At 70.3% G+C, this 16,023-nt stretch carries 15 protein-coding genes; 8 read left to right on the top strand and 7 right to left on the bottom strand.

Going from position 1 to position 16,023, the window contains the following annotated elements; genetic code table 11:
• The first annotated feature begins 136 nt into the window (after window positions 1–136).
• Complete coding sequence (locus EDF42_RS14815; RefSeq protein ID WP_185021053.1) at window positions 137–1,498, top strand: PhoH family protein; 1,362 nt, start codon at window positions 137–139, stop codon at window positions 1,496–1,498.
• 106 nt (window positions 1,499–1,604) lie between these two features.
• Here the strand turns inward: EDF42_RS14815 and EDF42_RS14820 are convergent, their stop codons facing one another.
• The 4 genes from EDF42_RS14820 to EDF42_RS14835 all read right to left on the bottom strand — a co-directional run bounded on the left by EDF42_RS14820 (window position 1,605) and on the right by EDF42_RS14835 (window position 4,738).
• Entirely contained in the window at window positions 1,605–3,008 is a 1,404-nt protein-coding gene (locus tag EDF42_RS14820; protein ID WP_123673044.1) for an aspartate ammonia-lyase, read from the bottom strand.
• A gap of 161 nt (window positions 3,009–3,169) precedes the next feature.
• Window positions 3,170–3,784, bottom strand: a complete 615-nt coding sequence (locus EDF42_RS14825) for a carbonic anhydrase (RefSeq protein WP_111084807.1) — start codon at window positions 3,782–3,784, stop codon at window positions 3,170–3,172.
• A gap of 76 nt (window positions 3,785–3,860) precedes the next feature.
• Window positions 3,861–4,496: a DUF4245 domain-containing protein gene (locus EDF42_RS14830; RefSeq protein WP_123673045.1), complete on the bottom strand. Its 636-nt coding sequence runs from the start codon at window positions 4,494–4,496 to the stop codon at window positions 3,861–3,863.
• Complete coding sequence (locus tag EDF42_RS14835) at window positions 4,493–4,738, bottom strand: exodeoxyribonuclease VII small subunit (protein ID WP_111084805.1); 246 nt, start codon at window positions 4,736–4,738, stop codon at window positions 4,493–4,495. The genes EDF42_RS14830 and EDF42_RS14835 overlap by 4 nt, the downstream gene beginning before the upstream one ends.
• Window positions 4,739–4,819: 81 nt before the next feature.
• On the opposite strand from EDF42_RS14835, the gene EDF42_RS14840 reads away from it, so the two are divergent.
• Window positions 4,820–5,575: an alpha/beta hydrolase gene (locus EDF42_RS14840; protein ID WP_123673047.1), complete on the top strand. Its 756-nt coding sequence runs from the start codon at window positions 4,820–4,822 to the stop codon at window positions 5,573–5,575.
• Window positions 5,576–5,600: 25 nt separating this feature from the next.
• Here EDF42_RS14840 and xseA read toward each other — a convergent pair whose 3' ends face one another.
• The gene (gene xseA, locus EDF42_RS14845) at window positions 5,601–6,923 is read right to left on the bottom strand and encodes an exodeoxyribonuclease VII large subunit (RefSeq protein WP_260235520.1); all 1,323 of its coding nucleotides are present in this window, start codon (window positions 6,921–6,923) and stop codon (window positions 5,601–5,603) included.
• A gap of 125 nt (window positions 6,924–7,048) precedes the next feature.
• On the opposite strand from xseA, the gene EDF42_RS14850 reads away from it, so the two are divergent.
• Entirely contained in the window at window positions 7,049–8,113 is a 1,065-nt protein-coding gene (locus EDF42_RS14850) for a 4-hydroxy-3-methylbut-2-enyl diphosphate reductase (RefSeq protein WP_374102062.1), read from the top strand.
• Complete coding sequence (locus EDF42_RS14855) at window positions 8,110–8,874, top strand: DUF6264 family protein (RefSeq protein WP_123340657.1); 765 nt, start codon at window positions 8,110–8,112, stop codon at window positions 8,872–8,874. The genes EDF42_RS14850 and EDF42_RS14855 overlap by 4 nt, the downstream gene beginning before the upstream one ends.
• A 99-nt stretch (window positions 8,875–8,973) precedes the next feature.
• Here the strand turns inward: EDF42_RS14855 and EDF42_RS14860 are convergent, their stop codons facing one another.
• Together EDF42_RS14860 and fbaA are read right to left on the bottom strand one after the other, a co-directional pair.
• On the bottom strand, window positions 8,974–10,233 hold the full coding sequence (locus EDF42_RS14860) for a M18 family aminopeptidase (protein WP_123673048.1): 1,260 nt from the start codon (window positions 10,231–10,233) through the stop codon (window positions 8,974–8,976).
• A gap of 93 nt (window positions 10,234–10,326) precedes the next feature.
• On the bottom strand, window positions 10,327–11,355 hold the full coding sequence (gene fbaA / locus EDF42_RS14865; RefSeq protein ID WP_123673050.1) for a class II fructose-bisphosphate aldolase: 1,029 nt from the start codon (window positions 11,353–11,355) through the stop codon (window positions 10,327–10,329).
• Between the two features lie 159 nt (window positions 11,356–11,514).
• On the opposite strand from fbaA, the gene glpX reads away from it, so the two are divergent.
• The 4 genes from glpX to EDF42_RS14885 all read left to right on the top strand — a co-directional run bounded on the left by glpX (window position 11,515) and on the right by EDF42_RS14885 (window position 15,899).
• Window positions 11,515–12,504 (top strand): class II fructose-bisphosphatase, encoded by a 990-nt coding sequence (glpX, locus tag EDF42_RS14870; RefSeq protein ID WP_123673052.1) that lies wholly within the window; start codon window positions 11,515–11,517, stop codon window positions 12,502–12,504.
• Between the two features lie 83 nt (window positions 12,505–12,587).
• Complete coding sequence (locus EDF42_RS14875) at window positions 12,588–13,484, top strand: hypothetical protein (protein WP_123673054.1); 897 nt, start codon at window positions 12,588–12,590, stop codon at window positions 13,482–13,484.
• A gap of 106 nt (window positions 13,485–13,590) precedes the next feature.
• A complete protein-coding gene (locus tag EDF42_RS14880) occupies window positions 13,591–15,138 on the top strand; it encodes a putative T7SS-secreted protein (RefSeq protein ID WP_395865662.1) in 1,548 nt (515 codons plus the stop codon).
• Window positions 15,138–15,899, top strand: a complete 762-nt coding sequence (locus EDF42_RS14885) for a PoNe immunity protein domain-containing protein (RefSeq protein WP_123673058.1) — start codon at window positions 15,138–15,140, stop codon at window positions 15,897–15,899. Before EDF42_RS14880 ends, EDF42_RS14885 begins: the two co-directional genes overlap by 1 nt.
• The last annotated feature ends 124 nt before the right edge of the window (window positions 15,900–16,023 follow it).

The following is a 16,023-nucleotide window of genomic DNA, read 5'->3' on the forward strand; positions in this document are numbered from 1 at the left end:
GGGTGTCGGAGGGCGGACGTACGTTGTCCCCATCGGGCACCGCGCCCGATCGAAGCGGCCACAGTCGGTGCTTCGGGACCCGCTCCACGGCCGCGTTCGAGGACATGGACCGGGCTGCTCGCGGCCCGGGGATGGAGTGGTCGTGACCTCTCAGAACGTCTCTCGCGGAACCCAGCACCAGCCCACCGCGGACTCGTCCACGTCGGTCGCCCAGCGCACGTACGTGCTCGACACATCGGTGCTCCTCAGCGATCCGCGGGCGTTGTTCCGCTTCGCCGAGCACGCGGTGGTCCTGCCCGTGGTGGTCGTCAGCGAACTCGAGTCGAAGCGCAACGACCCGGAGATCGGGTACTTCGCGCGGCAGGCCCTCCGGCTGCTGGACGAGATGCGCATCGAACACGAACGGCTCGACTTCCCGATCGCGCTCGGTGACGGCGGTTCCTTCCGCGTCGAGCTGAACCACTCCAACCAGTCCGTCCTGCCGTCCGGGCTGCAGCTCGGCGACAACGACTCCCGCATCCTCGCCGTCGCCTCGAACCTGCAGAACGACGGGCTCGACGTGGTCGTCGTGTCGAAGGACCTGCCCCTGCGCGTCAAGGCGTCGTCGATCGGCATGGCGGCCGAGGAGTACCGCGCCGAGCTCGCGGTCGACTCCGGCTACACCGGCATCGCCGACCTGCAGGTCTCCGGCGAGCAGATGGCCGACCTGTACGAGAAGGAGGAGATCCGCTCCGTCCAGCTCGACGGCGTGCCGGTCAACACCGGTGTCGTCATCCACTCCGAGCGCGGTTCGGCCCTCGGGCGCGTGCACACCGCCGGTTCCGTCGCCCTGGTCCGTGGCGACCGCGAGGTCTTCGGGCTGCGCGGCCGCTCCGCCGAGCAGCGGCTCGCGATCGACGCGCTGCTCGACTCCGAGATCGGCATCGTGTCCCTGGGCGGCAGCGCCGGCACGGGCAAGTCCGCATTGGCCCTGTGCGCCGGGCTGGAAGCGGTGCTGGAGCGGCAGCAGCACAAGAAGATCATGGTGTTCCGACCGCTGTACGCCGTGGGTGGCCAGGACCTCGGGTTCCTGCCCGGTGACGCCGGCGAGAAGATGAACCCGTGGGCGCAGGCGGTCTACGACACCCTCGGGTCGGTGGTGTCCGACAACGTCCTCGACGAGGTGATCGAGCGCGGCTTGATCGAGGTGTTGCCCCTCACACACATCCGCGGTCGGTCCCTGCACGACGCGTTCGTGATCGTCGACGAGGCACAGTCGCTCGAACGGAACGTGCTGCTCACCATGCTCTCCCGCATCGGGCAGAACTCCCGCGTGGTGCTCACCCACGACGTCGCGCAGCGCGACAACCTGCGGGTCGGACGGCACGACGGCATCGCGAGCGTCATCGAGCGGCTCAAGGGCCACCCGCTGTTCGCCCACGTCACGCTGACGCGGTCGGAGCGCTCCGCGATCGCCGCCCTCGTGACGGACCTGCTGGACTCGCCCGACCTGGTCTAGCGCCCGGCTGTTCCCCTCACGCGAAAGCGACAGATCTCCGCGAACAGTTCGCGGAGATCTGTCGCTTTCGCGGAGGCGGCAGCGCGGAGGGGTCAGCTCGGAGGCGTCAGCTCGGGTGGGTCATGGACAGGACGTCGAGTGCCGCGTCGAGCTGCTCCTCGGTGACCTCGCCACGCTCGACGTGTCCGAGTGCCACGACGGCCTGGCGGACGGTGATGCCCTCGGCGACGGCGTACTTCGCGACCTTCGCCGCGGCCTCGTAGCCGATGACCCGGTTGAGCGGGGTGACGATCGACGGCGACGACTCGGCGAACGCCCGGGCCCGCTCGAGGTTCGCCTGCAGCCCGTCGATGGTCTTGTCGGCCAGCACCCGCGAGCTGTTCGCCAGCAGGCGGATCGACTCGAGCAGCGCCGTCCCCATCACGGGGATCGCGACGTTGAGCTCGAACGCACCGGACGCACCCGCCCAGGCGATGGTGGCGTCGTTGCCGATGACCCGCGCGCCGACCATCAGGGTGGCCTCGGGGATGACCGGGTTGACCTTGCCGGGCATGATCGACGAGCCCGGCTGCAGGTCGGGGATGTGCAGTTCGCCGAGCCCGGTGTTCGGGCCCGACCCCATCCAGCGCAGGTCGTTGTTGATCTTCGTCAGGCTGACCGCGAGCACCTTGAGCGCCCCGGAGGCCTCGACCAGGGCGTCGCGCGCGCCCTGGGCCTCGAAGTGGTCGACGGCCTCGGTGATCGGCAGGTCGGTGTCGCTCGCGAGCTGGGCGATGACCCGCTGCGGGAAGCCCTTCGGGGTGTTGATGCCGGTGCCGACGGCGGTGCCGCCGAGCGGGACCTCGGCGACGCGGGGGAGCGTCGCGGTGACCCGCTCGATGCCCAGGCGGATCTGGCGTGCGTAGCCACCGAACTCCTGGCCGAGGGTGACCGGGGTGGCGTCCATCAGGTGCGTGCGGCCGGACTTCACGGCGTCGGCCCACAACGTGGCCTTGGCCTCGAGCGACTCGGCGAGGTGCTCGAGCGCCGGGACGAGCGAGCGCAGCAGGGCTTCGGTCACAGCGACGTGCACCGAGGTCGGGAACACGTCGTTCGAGGACTGCGAGGCGTTGACGTGGTCGTTCGGGTGCACCGCGGTGCCGCCGATGTCCGACGCCAGCGTGGCCAGGACCTCGTTCATGTTCATGTTCGACGACGTGCCGCTGCCGGTCTGGTACACGTCGACGGGGAACTGGTCGTGGTGCTGCCCACCGATGATCAGGTCCGCCGCGCCCGCGATGGCGTCGGCGACGGCGGGCTCGACGATGCCGAGCTCGCCGTTCACGATGGCCGCAGCGCGCTTGATGCGGGCGAGCGCCACGATCTGGGCTGACTCGAGCCCGGTGCCCGAGATGGGGAAGTTCTCGACAGCGCGCTGGGTCTGGGCGCGGTACAACGCCGACTTCGGCACCCGCACCTCGCCCATGGTGTCGTGCTCGATGCGGAACTCGGTCTCGGTGGTGTCGGTCACGTCGTCGTGGTCCTTCCTGGGGTGCTCGCCGGACGCGGTCGCGTCGGGGGACTGCGCCGGCGCACGAGGTCTCCGTGGGTCACGGAACCGGCGCCGGGCGTCTCGTTCGACTGTACCGGTGCGACGGATGTGGGACGTGCGGGTGCGGCGCCGAGGCGCCGTCAGGCGTTGCCGACCACCGTGTCGATCGTGACCTCGCCCGTGCCGAGGTCGTAGGTCGCGCCGACGACGGCCAGCCGGCCCTCGGCGATCGCGTCGGAGACGGCACCGGAGCGCTCGAGCACCTGGCGGAGCGTGGCCTCGAGGTGGGCGGCGCCGATCGCTTCCTGCGGGAGCTCGGCGTCGGTGGCACGGACCTTCTCGACGCTCGGGGCGATTGCGTCGACCAGGGCCTGCAGGTGCGGCGCGGGGACCGGCTCACCCGAGCGGGCGGCGGCGACGGCTCCGCACCGGGTGTGGCGCAGGACGACGACGAGCGGGGTGCCGAGCGCGACGACCGCGAACTCGATCGACCCGAGCACGACGTCGTCGACGATCTGCCCGGCGTTGCGGATGGCGAAGAGGTCGCCGATGCCCGCGTCGAACACGTGCTCGAACGGCACGCGCGAGTCGGAGCAGCCGAGGACGGTCGCGAACGGCGCCTGCGACCCCTGGAGCTCGGTGCGGCGGTCGGGGTCCGTGCGGCCCATGCGGCGCTTGTCGGCGGCGAAGCGGGCGTTGCCGTCGACGAGCAGGCGCAGGGCGTCGGACGGGGTGGAGGCGGCGCGGTCGGGCATGGGGCTCCTCGGATCGGGTCGGATCAGGTCGAGTGGTCGGGCTGCGGGGTGTCCGGCAGGATCCGTCCGGCGGTCGCTACTGGGAGAACTGCTTGGTCACGGCCGTGGCCACGGTGCGGTACGACGAGTCGTCGGCGGTGCCGGAGAGCACGATCGTGTTGGCGCCGAACGTGGACACGAGCGAGTACGCGTGGTTGCCGGCATCCGAGCCCTCGGCCCGTCGGTCGTACACGGTCCACTTCGTGCCGTCGATGACGCGAGTGCCGGTCGACGGTCGCTGGTCGAGTTGGTTCGAGACCCACGAGCCGTTCGCGTCAACGCCCTGCTGCAGGCTGAGGTACTGCTTGTCCGGCGTCACGAACCCGACGGTCCAGACGTCGACGTCGTCCGAGGTCTTGTCGGAGAAGTCGGCGCGGTTCGACGTGAAGCCGCTCGGCAGGTCGGGGGCGGCGAGGGTGATGTCGCCGACGTGGGCATCGGCCGCGATCTGCTGGTAGTCGACGGTGCGGTCGACCGTGGTGTTCGGCCGCACGACCACGGCGACGAGGAACAGCACGATGCCGAGCGACGCGATGAGCGCGATCACCAGGTTGAAGGCCGTCTGGTGCTGGCGACGAGCGGTCCGTGCGGCGTCCTTGCGTGCCCAGGTCTCCTCTGCCGTCTCGGGTCGGCCGAGCTCGGCGACGATCGGGCGACCGTTCGCGTCGGTCATCGGGCGGAGCCGTCCTCGGCGCTGCTGGCCGCGCGGGCCGCGTCGAGCCGGGCACGAGCGCCGACGAGCCACTCTTCGCAGCGGGCGGCCAGGGCCTCGCCGCGCTCCCAGAGCGACAGCGAGCGCTCGAGGGTCGCGGAGCCCTGTTCGAGCTCGCTCACGACACGCACGAGTTCGTCGCGGGCTGCTTCGTAGCTCAGCGACTGGACGTCGGTCTGCTCGGGTTCCTGCTGGGATGGCACGACTCGATCCTACCGAGGGTCCACCGACTGACCGACGTGCCCGCTGCGCCTGGGGAGAACACCGGCCGGTAGGGTCGCGCCATGACAGATCTCCCCGAGGGCGTGGACTGGTACCCGGCACCGGACGGACCGAGCGCGGAGCGCGACGGGCTGCCGGGCCGCCGCTCGCTCGCGGTCGTCCTGCCCGGCGGCGGGTACGGCATGCACGCTCCGCACGAGGGTGAGGGGTACGCCCGCTGGCTGAACGGGATCGGCATCGACGCGGTCGTGTTCGCGTACCCGCTCGCCCCGCACCGCCACCCGGACGCCGTGGTGGCGACCCGAGCGCTCGTCCGCGACCTGCGTGCCGGACGCTGGGCGGGCCTCCCGTCCGATCCGCGGATCGTCGTGATCGGTTCGTCGGCAGGCGGGCACCTGGCGGCCCTCGTGTCGAACGCACCGACGCCGGCCGAGCGCGCCGTGTCGGACGTCGACGACCGACCCGACCTGACGGTGCTCTGCTACCCGGTGACGTCGATGACGGACCACCCGCACGTCGGCAGCGCCGACAACCTGCTCGGATCGGGCGCGAGCGTCCGCGAGCGGTCCGCGGTGGACGCGGACCTGCTCGTCGACGACCGGACCCCGCCGACCTTCCTGTGGCACACGGCCGAGGACGAGCACGTGCCGGTGACGCACTCGCTGTCCTACGCACACGCGCTGGCGCGGCACGGGGTGCCGTTCGACCTGCACGTGTTCGAGCGCGGGGTGCACGGCATCGGGCTCGCCGAGGGCCTCGGGCCGGCCGAGGCGTGGAGCACGCTGGCGACGACCTGGCTGCGCGACCGCGGCTGGTGACCAGGCCGTCGGCAATCCCGACGCGTCAGGCGCCCGAACCCGACCCGGTCGAACCCGACCCGTCGGGACCCGACCCGGTCGGACCCGACCCGGTCGGACCCGACCCGGTCGAACCCGACCCGTCGGGACCCGGCCCGTCCGGCTCGAGCGTTCCGGTCGCCGTCCCCGCGCCGAGCGTGACGTGCACCGGCGTCTGCCCGGTCAGGTCGTCGGACGACCGCACCACGCCGCCGTCGGCCCGCTGCACGATCGCGTAGCCGCGGCGCAGGGTGTCGCGTGGCGACAGCGCACGGAGCCTGGCGGTCAGGTGCCCGACCTCGGAGTGGCCCCGCTCGAGCCGACGATCGAGCAGCTCCCGCGACCGGGAGAGGTCGCGGGCCACTTCCTCCGCACGGGTGTCGACGAGCCACGCCGTCGACGCGAGCGCGGGGCGTGACCGGAGTGCTGCGATCCGGTCGGCCTCGACCGCGAGCGTCTGCGACAACCGCAGGCCGATGCGGGCGCGGGCCTGCCGGACGTTCGCGAGCTCCTCCGCGACGTCGGGCACGACGCGCTTGGCGGCGTCGGTGGGGGTGGAGGCACGGAGGTCCGCGACCTCGTCGAGGATGGGACGGTCGGCCTCGTGCCCGATGGCCGACACGATCGGTGTGCTCGCTGCTGCTGCTGCGCGGACGAGTCCTTCGTCGCTGAAGCCGAGCAGGTTCTGGAAGTCGCCGCCACCACGGGCGATGATGATGACGTCCACCGTCGGGTCGGCGTCGAGCTCGAGGATCGCCGCCGTGACCTCGCCCACGGTGCGCTCGCCCTGCACCGCGGTGTGGACGGTGCGGAACTCGACCTGCGGCCACCGGAGCTGCGCGTTGCGCTTGACGTCCTTCTCGGCGTCGGAGTCCTTGCCGGTGATCAGGCCGATGCGGTGCGGCAGGAACGGCAGGCGCTTCTTGCGTGCGGGATCGAACAGCCCCTCTTCGCCCAGGGTCCGGCGCAGGCGTTCGAGCCGTTCGAGCAGGTCACCGAGGCCGACGTGCTTCATCTCGACGACCTGCATGGTCAGCGAGCCGCCCTTGACCCAGTAGTTCGGCTTGACGGCCGCGACGACCCGGTCGCCCTGCTTGATGTCCGCCGGCACCCGGGACCGCACGCTCGACCAGATCGAGAACGACACCGTCGCATCGACCTCGACGTCCTTGAGCTTGCCGTACACGTTGCCGCCGGCGACGTTCCACTGCGTGATCTCGCCCTCGATCCACGCGGTGCCCAGCCGATCGATCCAGTCGCGGAGCTTCGCGCCGAGGAGCGCGACCGGCCACGGGTTGTCGGCCGTCGGCGGGCCTTGTTCGATCGCCACGTCGCTCCTTCTCGTGCTGGACGTCCATCGTGCCCGACACCGGTGACAGCGGGCGAGCGGCAGGTTCTCCACAGCCGGCCCCCGCGCCCAGGTCGCGTGCGTCCCGCTCACCTATCATCGGGGACGTGACGATCACCAACGGCCACACGGTCCCGCTCGCCCCTCCGCGTGTGCACGCGGCGCGTGGGCGACTGCGTGACGAGCCGGTCGCCGGTCCGAAGAAGGTGCTGCTCGCGGCACCCCGCGGCTACTGCGCCGGGGTGGACCGAGCGGTGGTGGCGGTCGAGAAGGCGCTCGAGCAGTACGGCGAGCCCGTCTACGTCCGCAAGCAGATCGTCCACAACGTCCACGTCGTGTCGACCCTCGAGCAGCGCGGTGCGGTGTTCGTCGACGACGTCGCCGAGGTCCCGCGCGGTTCGCACGTCGTCTTCAGCGCCCACGGCGTCTCGCCGGCCGTCGTCGCCGGTGCTGCCGACCGCGACCTGCACGCCATCGACGCCACCTGCCCCCTGGTCACCAAGGTCCACCGCGAGGCCACCCGGTTCGCCAAGGCCGAGCGGACCATCATCCTGATCGGGCACACCGGCCACGAAGAGGTCGAGGGCACGATGGGACACGCCCCCGACCGCACGATCCTGGTCAACGGACCGGACGACGTCGCCGCGCTCGACGTCCCCGACCCCGACAACCTCGTCTGGCTGTCGCAGACCACGCTGAGCGTCGACGAGACGATGGAGACCGTCCGCCTGCTGCGCGAGAAGTACCCCACGATCGCGAACCCGCCGTCCGACGACATCTGCTACGCCACCCAGAACCGCCAGGTCGCCATCAAGAAGGTCGCCCCGGGCACCGACCTGGTGATCGTCGTCGGCTCCGCGAACTCGTCGAACAGCGTCCGTCTGGTCGAGGTCGCCCTGGAGCACGGGGCGAAGGCCGCGCACCGCGTCGACTACGCGGAGGAGATCCGCCAGGAGTGGCTCGACGGCGTCGCCACCGTCGGCGTCACGAGCGGTGCGTCCGTCCCCGAAGAGCTCGTCGCCGAGGTCCTCGAACAACTCGCCGACGCCGGGTACGGCGCCGTGGAAGAAGTCGTGACCGCACACGAAGACCTGATGTTCTCGCTCCCGAAGGAGCTCCGCACCGACGCGTCGGGCAACCCGACGCGCGCGCTCGGCGGGCGTCGGGCATGAGCGGCGCGGACGGCTGGGGCTCGGTGCCGCAGCGCGAGCCGGGTCAGGTCGACGACACGGCGGCAGCCGGCCAGGAGGCCCGGGGCACGTCCCCGACGACGGCCGCCGGTGCCGTCAGCGGCCGGGTCCACGGCCGACCCGCCCCCGCGTACGGCGAGTACGCGCCCGAGGGATGGGTCAACCCGGTCCTGGTCGAACAGGAACGACAGGAGCGCGAGCAGCAGGAGCGCGACCGCCGCCAGCAGGCGGCGAGCCAGGCCGGGCAGGACGGCGCGACCGCGTACCGGTCCGGTGCCGGTGCGCCGACCGGCACCGTGCCTCCAGGCCGACCCGGCGCAGCCGGCGACCCGACCACGGGCGGGTCGCAGCGGTCCGCGTCGACGAGCCGGTTCGGCCGCACGCCCGCCGACTTCGTCCTGACGGTCGGGCTGCTCGCCTTCGGACTCATCTCCGTGGTGCAGTCCCTCGCGGTGACCAACGTCGCGTCGACGGTGCGTCGGACCCTCGAGACGCAGTACACGGCGCTGAACGACCCGAGTGCACTGAGCGGTGCCGCGATCATCGGGGCGATCACGAACGTCGTGGTCTTCGCGCTCGTGGCGTGGTGGTCGATCCGCCGGCTCCGGGCACGCAAGCGCACGTTCTGGGTGCCGATCGTCGGCGCGGTCGTGGCCACGTTCGTGAGCACCATCGCGTTCGTCGTCGTGGTGTTCCAGGACCCGCAGTTCGTGGAGTTCATGATGCGCCAGGCCGGCGCCTGACCCGAGCCGGGTACGCGCCGACCCGGAACGACGTTCTCGATGTCGTGAGACGTCGAGAACGTCGTTCCGCGTGGGCGACCGGGTCCAGCCGGTCAGGGCTCAGCCGGCCAGGAACGCCGCGACGGCGCCGTGCAGTGATGCCAGGTCCTCGACGTGCACGAGCTCGCGGATCGAGTGCATCGACAGCAACCCGACGCCGATGTCGATCGTCGGGATCCCGAGCCGGGTCGCTGCGATCGGGCCGATGGTCGAGCCACCGGGGATCGTGTTGACGTTGACGAACGGCTGCCACGGCACCCCTGCGGTGTCGCACGCGGCGGCCCAGACGGCCTCGCCCTTGGCCTCGGTCATGTAACGCTGGTTCGCGCTGATCTTCAGCAGCGGACCGGCGCCGGGGCGCGGACGGTTCGTCGGGTCGTGCTTCTCCGACTGGTTCGGGTGCACCAGGTGACCGGCGTCGCTCGAGAGCAGCCACGAGGCGCGGAACGCCCGGGCGGCCTCGGAGCGGGTGGCGCCGAGACCCTCCTGCACGCGGACGAGGACGTCCTCGAGGAACGGGCCACCGGCACCGGACGGGGTCGAGGAACCGATCTCCTCGTGGTCGAACGCTGCGAACACGGGGATGTGGTCGCCGTCCGCCGGGGCGTCCACGATGCCGCGGAGCCCGGCGTGCACGCTCGTCAGGTTGTCCATCCGGCCCGACGCTAGGAACTCGCGCTCGATGCCGATGCGGGCGGGGGCTTGGGTGTCGGCGAGGAAGAGGTCCCACGAGACTGCATCGTCTCCGAGGCGAGCGCGCAACCACTCCACGACCGAGGTCCCGCCGGCGTCGCCGTCCACGCCGACGATCGGCAGCGTGTGGCGCTGGCGGTCGATCTCCTTGCCGTCGTTCACCCCGCGGTCGAGGTGGATCGCGAGGTTCGGGATGCGGGCGACGGCATCGGTGCTGACGAGCCGCACGCTGCCGTCGGTGTCGACGACCCGGCCGGCGATGCGCAGGTCGCGGTCGAACCACGTCGACAGGAGCGCGCCGCCGTAGACCTCGACGTTCAGCTGCTCCCACCCGCCGGTGCGGACTCCGGGGTTCGGCTTGATCCGGAACCCGGGGGAGTCGGTGTGTGCGCCGAGGATCCGGAACGGGGTCGTCGCCGGTGCACCCTCCGGCAGGCGCCACGCGATGACCGCACCGTCGCGGACCACGACGTACGCACCGGGTTCGGTCGGCCAGGCGTCGAGCTCGAACAGCTCGGTGAACCCGGCTGCGACGAGGCGGTCACGGGCGGCCGCTGCCGCGTGGAACGCGGTCGGCGACTCGGTGACGAACTGGGCGAACTCGGAGGCGATGGCGTCGACGGTCACCTGCCCATCGTGGCATGCGGTGGAGTCGACCGGACGCAGAACGGGGCACGTCCGTCGGACGCGCCCCGTTCCTCCTGGCAGTTGCTCCCGGTGTCAGCCCTTGGTGTGACCGGCGGAGCCGAGCACCTTCGCGGCCTCGCCCACGCGAGCCGCCATGGCGGACTCGGCGACCTTGCCCCAGGCGCGGGGGTCGTACTGCTTCTTGTTGCCGACCTCGCCGTCGATCTTCAGGACACCCTCGTAGTTCCGGAACATCGAGTCGGCGATCGAGCGCGTGAACGCGTACTGCGTGTCCGTGTCGATGTTCATCTTGATGACGCCGTTGCGGACGGCCTCGTGGATCTCGTCGTCGGTCGAGCCGGAGCCGCCGTGGAAGACGAGATCGAGCGGGTTCTCGCCCGTGCCGTGCTTGGCCGCGACCGAGGCCTGGATCTCGCCGAGGAGCTCAGGGCGGAGCTTGACGTTGCCCGGCTTGTAGACGCCGTGCACGTTGCCGAAGGTGAGCGCGGCGATCCAGCGCCCCTTGTCGCCGAGGCCGAGTGCGTCGACGACCTTCTCGACGTCGTTCGGGGTCGTGTACAGGGCGTCGTTCGTGCCCTCGTGCTCGACGCCGTCCTCTTCGCCGCCGACGACGCCGATCTCGACCTCGAGGATCGCGTTGATGTTCCGCGTCTTTTCGATCATGGTCTTCGCGATCTCGATGTTCTCGTCGAGCGGCACGGCCGAGCCGTCCCACATGTGCGACTGGAAGATCGGGTTGCGCCCGGCGCGCACCTCTTCCTCGCTCGCCGCGATGAGCGGCAGGACGAAGCCGTCGAGGGCGTCCTTCGGGCAGTGGTCGGTGTGCAGCGCGACCGTGATGTCGTAGTTCTTCGCGACCTCGTGGGCGAACTTCGCCATCGCGAGAGCACCGGCGGCACGGTTCTTGATGGTGTGCCCGGCGAAGTAGTCGGCACCGCCCGTCGTCACCTGGAGGATGCCGTCCGAGCCGGACTCCTGCAGGCCCTGGAGGACAGCGTTGATGGTCTGCGACGAGGACACGTTGACCGCGGGGTACGCGAACTTGCCCGCCTTCGCGCGTTCGATCATCTCGGCGTACTGTTCCGGCGTTGCGATGGGCACGTGGATCTCCTTCGACTTCGGTGATGTCCCCGCCGATCGTAGTCAGAAGCTCTGGAGGCGCGGTGCGGGTTACGCGCTCGGCCCGCGTCCGTCGTGCACATGCGTTCACGGGCCCGGTGTCCAGACCGCCGGTCGGCCGCCGGTCGGTAGGCTCGGGTCGTGACTCCCTCTACGGAAACCGGCTCCCTGTTCCTCCAGCCCGACCGCAACCTGGCGCTCGAGCTCGTGCGTGCGACGGAGGCCGCCGCGATCCGTGCCCAGCCGTGGGTCGGGCGTGGTGAGAAGAACCTCGCCGACGGCGCCGCGGTCGACGCGATGCGCAAGTTCCTCGGCACCGTGAACTTCGACGGCGTCGTCGTCATCGGTGAGGGCGAGAAGGACAACGCCCCGATGCTCTACAACGGCGAGCACGTCGGCAACGGTCACGGCCCGGCCTGCGACATCGCGGTCGACCCGATCGACGGCACCTCGCTCACCGCCGCCGGCCGCCAGAACGCCATCTCCGTCATGGCTGTCTCGGACCGTGGCTCGATGTACGACCCCTCCGCCGTGTTCTACATGGACAAGATCGCCGCCGGCCCCGAGGGTCGCGGTGTCCTGGACCTCGAGAAGCCGATCGGCGACAACATCCGCGCGCTGGCGAAGGCCAAGGGCAAGGACCTCGAGGACATGGTCGTGGCCGTGCTCGACCGTCCCCGTCACGACGAGCTGATCCGCGCGATCCGTGCGACCGGTGCCGGCACGCGACTGCTGCTCGACGGTGACGTCGCCGGTGGCATCGCCGCCGCCCTGCCCGGCTCGACCATCGACATGTGCGTCGGCGTCGGTGGCACCCCCGAGGGCATCATCACGGCGTGCGCGATCAAGGCGCTCGGCGGTGTGATCCTCGGCAAGCTCCAGCCCAAGGACGACGAGGAGCGCGAGCGCGCCATCGCCGCCGGCCACGACCTGGACAAGGTCCTCGACCAGGACGACCTGGTCACGGGTGACAACACGTTCTTCGTCGCCACCGGCGTCACCGACGGCGTCCTGGTCGACGGTGTCCGTCGCTCGCGCGGTGTCATCCACACCGACTCGCTCGTGCTGCGGTCCCGCTCGAACACCATCCGTCGCATCCAGGCGGACCACCGTGCGGAGAAGTGGTTCTAGGCCGGACGCTCGTCCGCCGCTTCGGGGCGTCGTCGGTCTTCCGGCGGCGCCCCGCTGCACGGGCCCTTGCGTAGGCTCGACGCATGGCTGCGACAACGGCACGGATCGTCGGACTGGACACCGCGGGCATCCGCACGCTGCACGCTGAGGCGGACGGCACGGCCGACCGGCTGCCGCACGTCGTGCCGGTGGCGCCCGACCTCGGCGTGATCCTCGCCGACGATGACGGCTCGGTCCTCACCACGTCGGCGCTCGCCGAGATGGGGTGGACGGACGACGACGTCCTGCGTGCGGCCGTTGCTGCTGCGCAGGAGCAGGCCGGCGGTGACGTCGCGGTGATCCAGCCCGGCACGATCGTCATCCAGGACCCCGATCTCGCCGTGGTGCTCGTGCTCGCACCGCAGACGTTCCAGGGCATCGAGTTCCGCGGCAGCGCAGTGGTCTTCCCGGTCGCGCCGACGACGTTCATCGTCACCGGCGACCAGGACGAGGACGGGCTCCAGGTCGCGGCCGGTGTCGCCCAGCAGATCCTGGCCGACGACGAGGGCGAGGTCCTGAGCGGACCGCCCATGGTGCTGCGCGCTGACGGGTGGGTACGGTTCGAGCACCCCTCGCTCGACGGGGAACTGCGGACGATCCGAGCGCTGTGGACGTCGACGGTCGCGAACCTGCAGCAGGACGACCTGCAGGCGTCGTTCGATCGCCGGGGCGAGGAAGTGCACGTCGCTGCGGTGTCGGTTGCGCGGCTCGCCGAGGACTCCCCGGCCTTCTCGTACTCGTCGTGGACCCAGGACGTCGAGACGATCGTCGCCGCGGTCGACACCGTGGTGCTCGTCACACTCGACGGCCAGACGCAGCCCGTGCCCTTCGGTCGGCTCCGGGAGTTGGCGACCGACCTGATCGACGAGCTCGACGTCCGCCCCGCCCGGTACCGGCTCCGAGGGTTCCCGGAGCTCGGTGCCATCCGCGCAGCCCTCTGACGCCGTGGCCGCGTCGGGGGCACGCGTCCACGTCGATGTCCCCTGATATGGTCACATTCGCGCGCCTATGGAGAACAGGGCGAGAGATCGGACCTGGGGAGGAATGATGGGGCGGCCGTCGGGGTGGGATGTCGTCGATCAGGGTGATGATCCGGTCAAGGGTGATCCGTCGACGTTGCGGATGATGTCGCGGGAGTACCAGCGCATCTCCGACACAGCGGATGACGCCTCGACCCGGTTGCAGTCGGTGAAGGGGTCGGGGTGGCTGACCGACTGGGAGGGTGAAGCCGCCGACGTGTTCGTCGACGCGATCGAGGACACCCCGTCGGACCTGACGAAGCTCGTCGATTCGTACGAACTCGCCGCGACGGCGTTGTCGGGGTGGGCGGACACGGTCGATGACACCCAGTACCGGGCTGATGGTGCGCTCGCGGATGCGAAGGACGCCTCCGGGGACCTCGCCGCGGCGCAGGACCGGCTCTCCGATGCGCAGTCGAACCTGTCGCACTACCAGTCGGCGTCGAAGGACCTGTCGAAGGTCGCGGACGAGTACCCGGCCGGGTCCGAGGTGCCGGACGGGGTGGACGTGCCGTCGCCGGCGCAGTTGCGGGCGGCGTCCGACAACGCCGCCGTCGCGCAGGGGTCCGTGTCGTCCGCGCAGGGCGACATCGCGGCGGCGCAGTCGCGGATCGACGCGGCGAAGCGGCTCGTGGCGGATGCGAAGGGTGACTGGCAGGACGCGGAGCAGCGGACCGCGACGAAGATCGGTGAAGCGGCTGACGCGGGGCTGGGGAAGCAGTCCACGTGGGACAAGATCTTCGGGTCCGAGGCGTGGGAGACCATCGTGTCGGTGGCGAAGGTCGTCGTGGCCGTGGGCGGGATCATCGCGATGATCATCCCGGGGCCGTGGACGTTGATCATCGCGGCGATCGCGCTCGTGGTGTTGGCGGACACGTTGTACAAGATGAGCAAGGGTGAAGCCGACGGGTGGGACCTCGCCTTCTCCCTGCTCGACTGCGTCCCCGCGGCTGGCGCCCTGGGGCGGTTGGCGAGCATGGGCAAGTACGCCAGCGGCATGGGTGGGATCTCCCGCGCCGGCGGACGGGTCCTCGCCGCGGGGCGCTCGGTCGTCGGGAAGGTCACTTCTGCGATCCCGTTCGGACGTCGCGTCGAACTGCCCCTCGGTGTCAAGGTCAACCCGAACGGGCGGACCCTGGCGAGGACCGCGACCAAGGACGAGAAGGCAGCCTTCGGAGAGCAGCAGATGCACGACCTCTACGCTCGTTCCGGTTTCGAACGGATCGACACGAAGGGCAGCACCAATGCCAACGGACTCGACGGTGTGTACTTCGACAAGAAGACCGGCGACTACGAGATCGGCGAGGCGAAGTTCTCGAAGCACGATGACGCTGCTCCGAACGGCCTGTTGCAGAACACGAAACTGAGTGGTCGTCAGCTGAGTGATCAGTGGATCGACTCTCCAGCGGGGCGGGATGCCTTGACTCGATTGGAACGAGCCGTGGACGAGCGCCACTTCGACGCGATCCAGAAGCTGCTCGACGAGGGAAAGCTCCCCCGAAGTGTCGTCGTCGTCGGACATGATGGAGGTTCAACACGATTCATGGTCGATACGGGTGGAAAGGTGATCCCCTGATGCCGCTCTTCCGGCGCAAGACTGCATTCCGGCAGCGGGCCGCCGAGTTCGATGCGCGATACTGGCAGAGCGCCATCGAGGTGACCTCGACCAATTGGGAAGGGCGCAAGGCTGCCGCGCAGCGAGCAACCGATCCCACGAAGCGATTGAGCGCCGTTCGTGGCGAGTGGCACATGGGCCTCCGCTACCTGGCCGCGCAGTACTCCGCGGGCGTCGGCTTGGACGTCATCGGAGATGTCGCTGAATCGGTGGCGGATGCGTACTGCACGTGGGTCGACCTAGCGTCCTCCGACCAGAAGCCGTCGCCCAGCCTCGGCGACGGAAACGAGTACTACATCAGCGTGCTGCGGCTTCTCGGCATCACGATGGGCTGTGGCCGGACGACTCGTGCGCGGACGGTTCTCGAGACGGTGGTTCGGCAGGGGGCGGACCCGCTGTTCTCGGCGCTTGCGTCTGCGTCCGGACTTCAGCACTCCTGGGATCAGAACAAGCCTTCGACGCCGCGGCTCGCGCGGCCCCTGCTCACGGCGCTCGAGCAGCCAGTCGAAGCCAGCCATGCAATCGAGACGTACCTCGCAGACTGGCCGTCGCGGATGAAACCGATGGATTGGATGGGATCGCTGGAAGCAGTCGCCCCGGGCGACAGCTACGGTGCGGGATTCGTCGGGTATTGGGCGCTGGAACTGCCGGCGATCGCCAAAGCGACCGACATGCACCTCGATGAGATGAAATCGCCCTTCCTGCCGCTCGATCTCCTGTAGGAGGAGGGGCCCTGCGGGCCACATCTGAAATGACCTACCAGACGGCCCGACGCCGGTGGCGTTCTCGCGAGATGCCGCCGTTCACCGAGGCGTCACTGACAGTGTGCTGCGCTTGCTCTGGCGT

The sequence above is a fragment of the Curtobacterium sp. PhB172 genome (assembly GCF_003752545.1).
Classification (GTDB): Bacteria; Actinomycetota; Actinomycetes; order Actinomycetales; family Microbacteriaceae; genus Curtobacterium.

Excerpts from the sequence above, each read along its gene's own strand:
- EDF42_RS14825 (WP_111084807.1), bottom strand. The coding sequence starts at position 3,784 with ATGCCCGACCGCGCCGCCTCCACCCCGTCCGACGCCCTGCGCCTGCTC.
- EDF42_RS14830 (WP_123673045.1), bottom strand. The coding sequence starts at position 4,496 with ATGACCGACGCGAACGGTCGCCCGATCGTCGCCGAGCTCGGCCGACCC.
- EDF42_RS14840 (WP_123673047.1), top strand. The coding sequence starts at position 4,820 with ATGACAGATCTCCCCGAGGGCGTGGACTGGTACCCGGCACCGGACGGA.
- EDF42_RS14880 (WP_395865662.1), top strand. The coding sequence starts at position 13,591 with ATGGGGCGGCCGTCGGGGTGGGATGTCGTCGATCAGGGTGATGATCCG.
- EDF42_RS14875 (WP_123673054.1), top strand. The coding sequence starts at position 12,588 with ATGGCTGCGACAACGGCACGGATCGTCGGACTGGACACCGCGGGCATC.
- EDF42_RS14885 (WP_123673058.1), top strand. The coding sequence starts at position 15,138 with ATGCCGCTCTTCCGGCGCAAGACTGCATTCCGGCAGCGGGCCGCCGAG.
- EDF42_RS14855 (WP_123340657.1), top strand. The coding sequence starts at position 8,110 with ATGAGCGGCGCGGACGGCTGGGGCTCGGTGCCGCAGCGCGAGCCGGGT.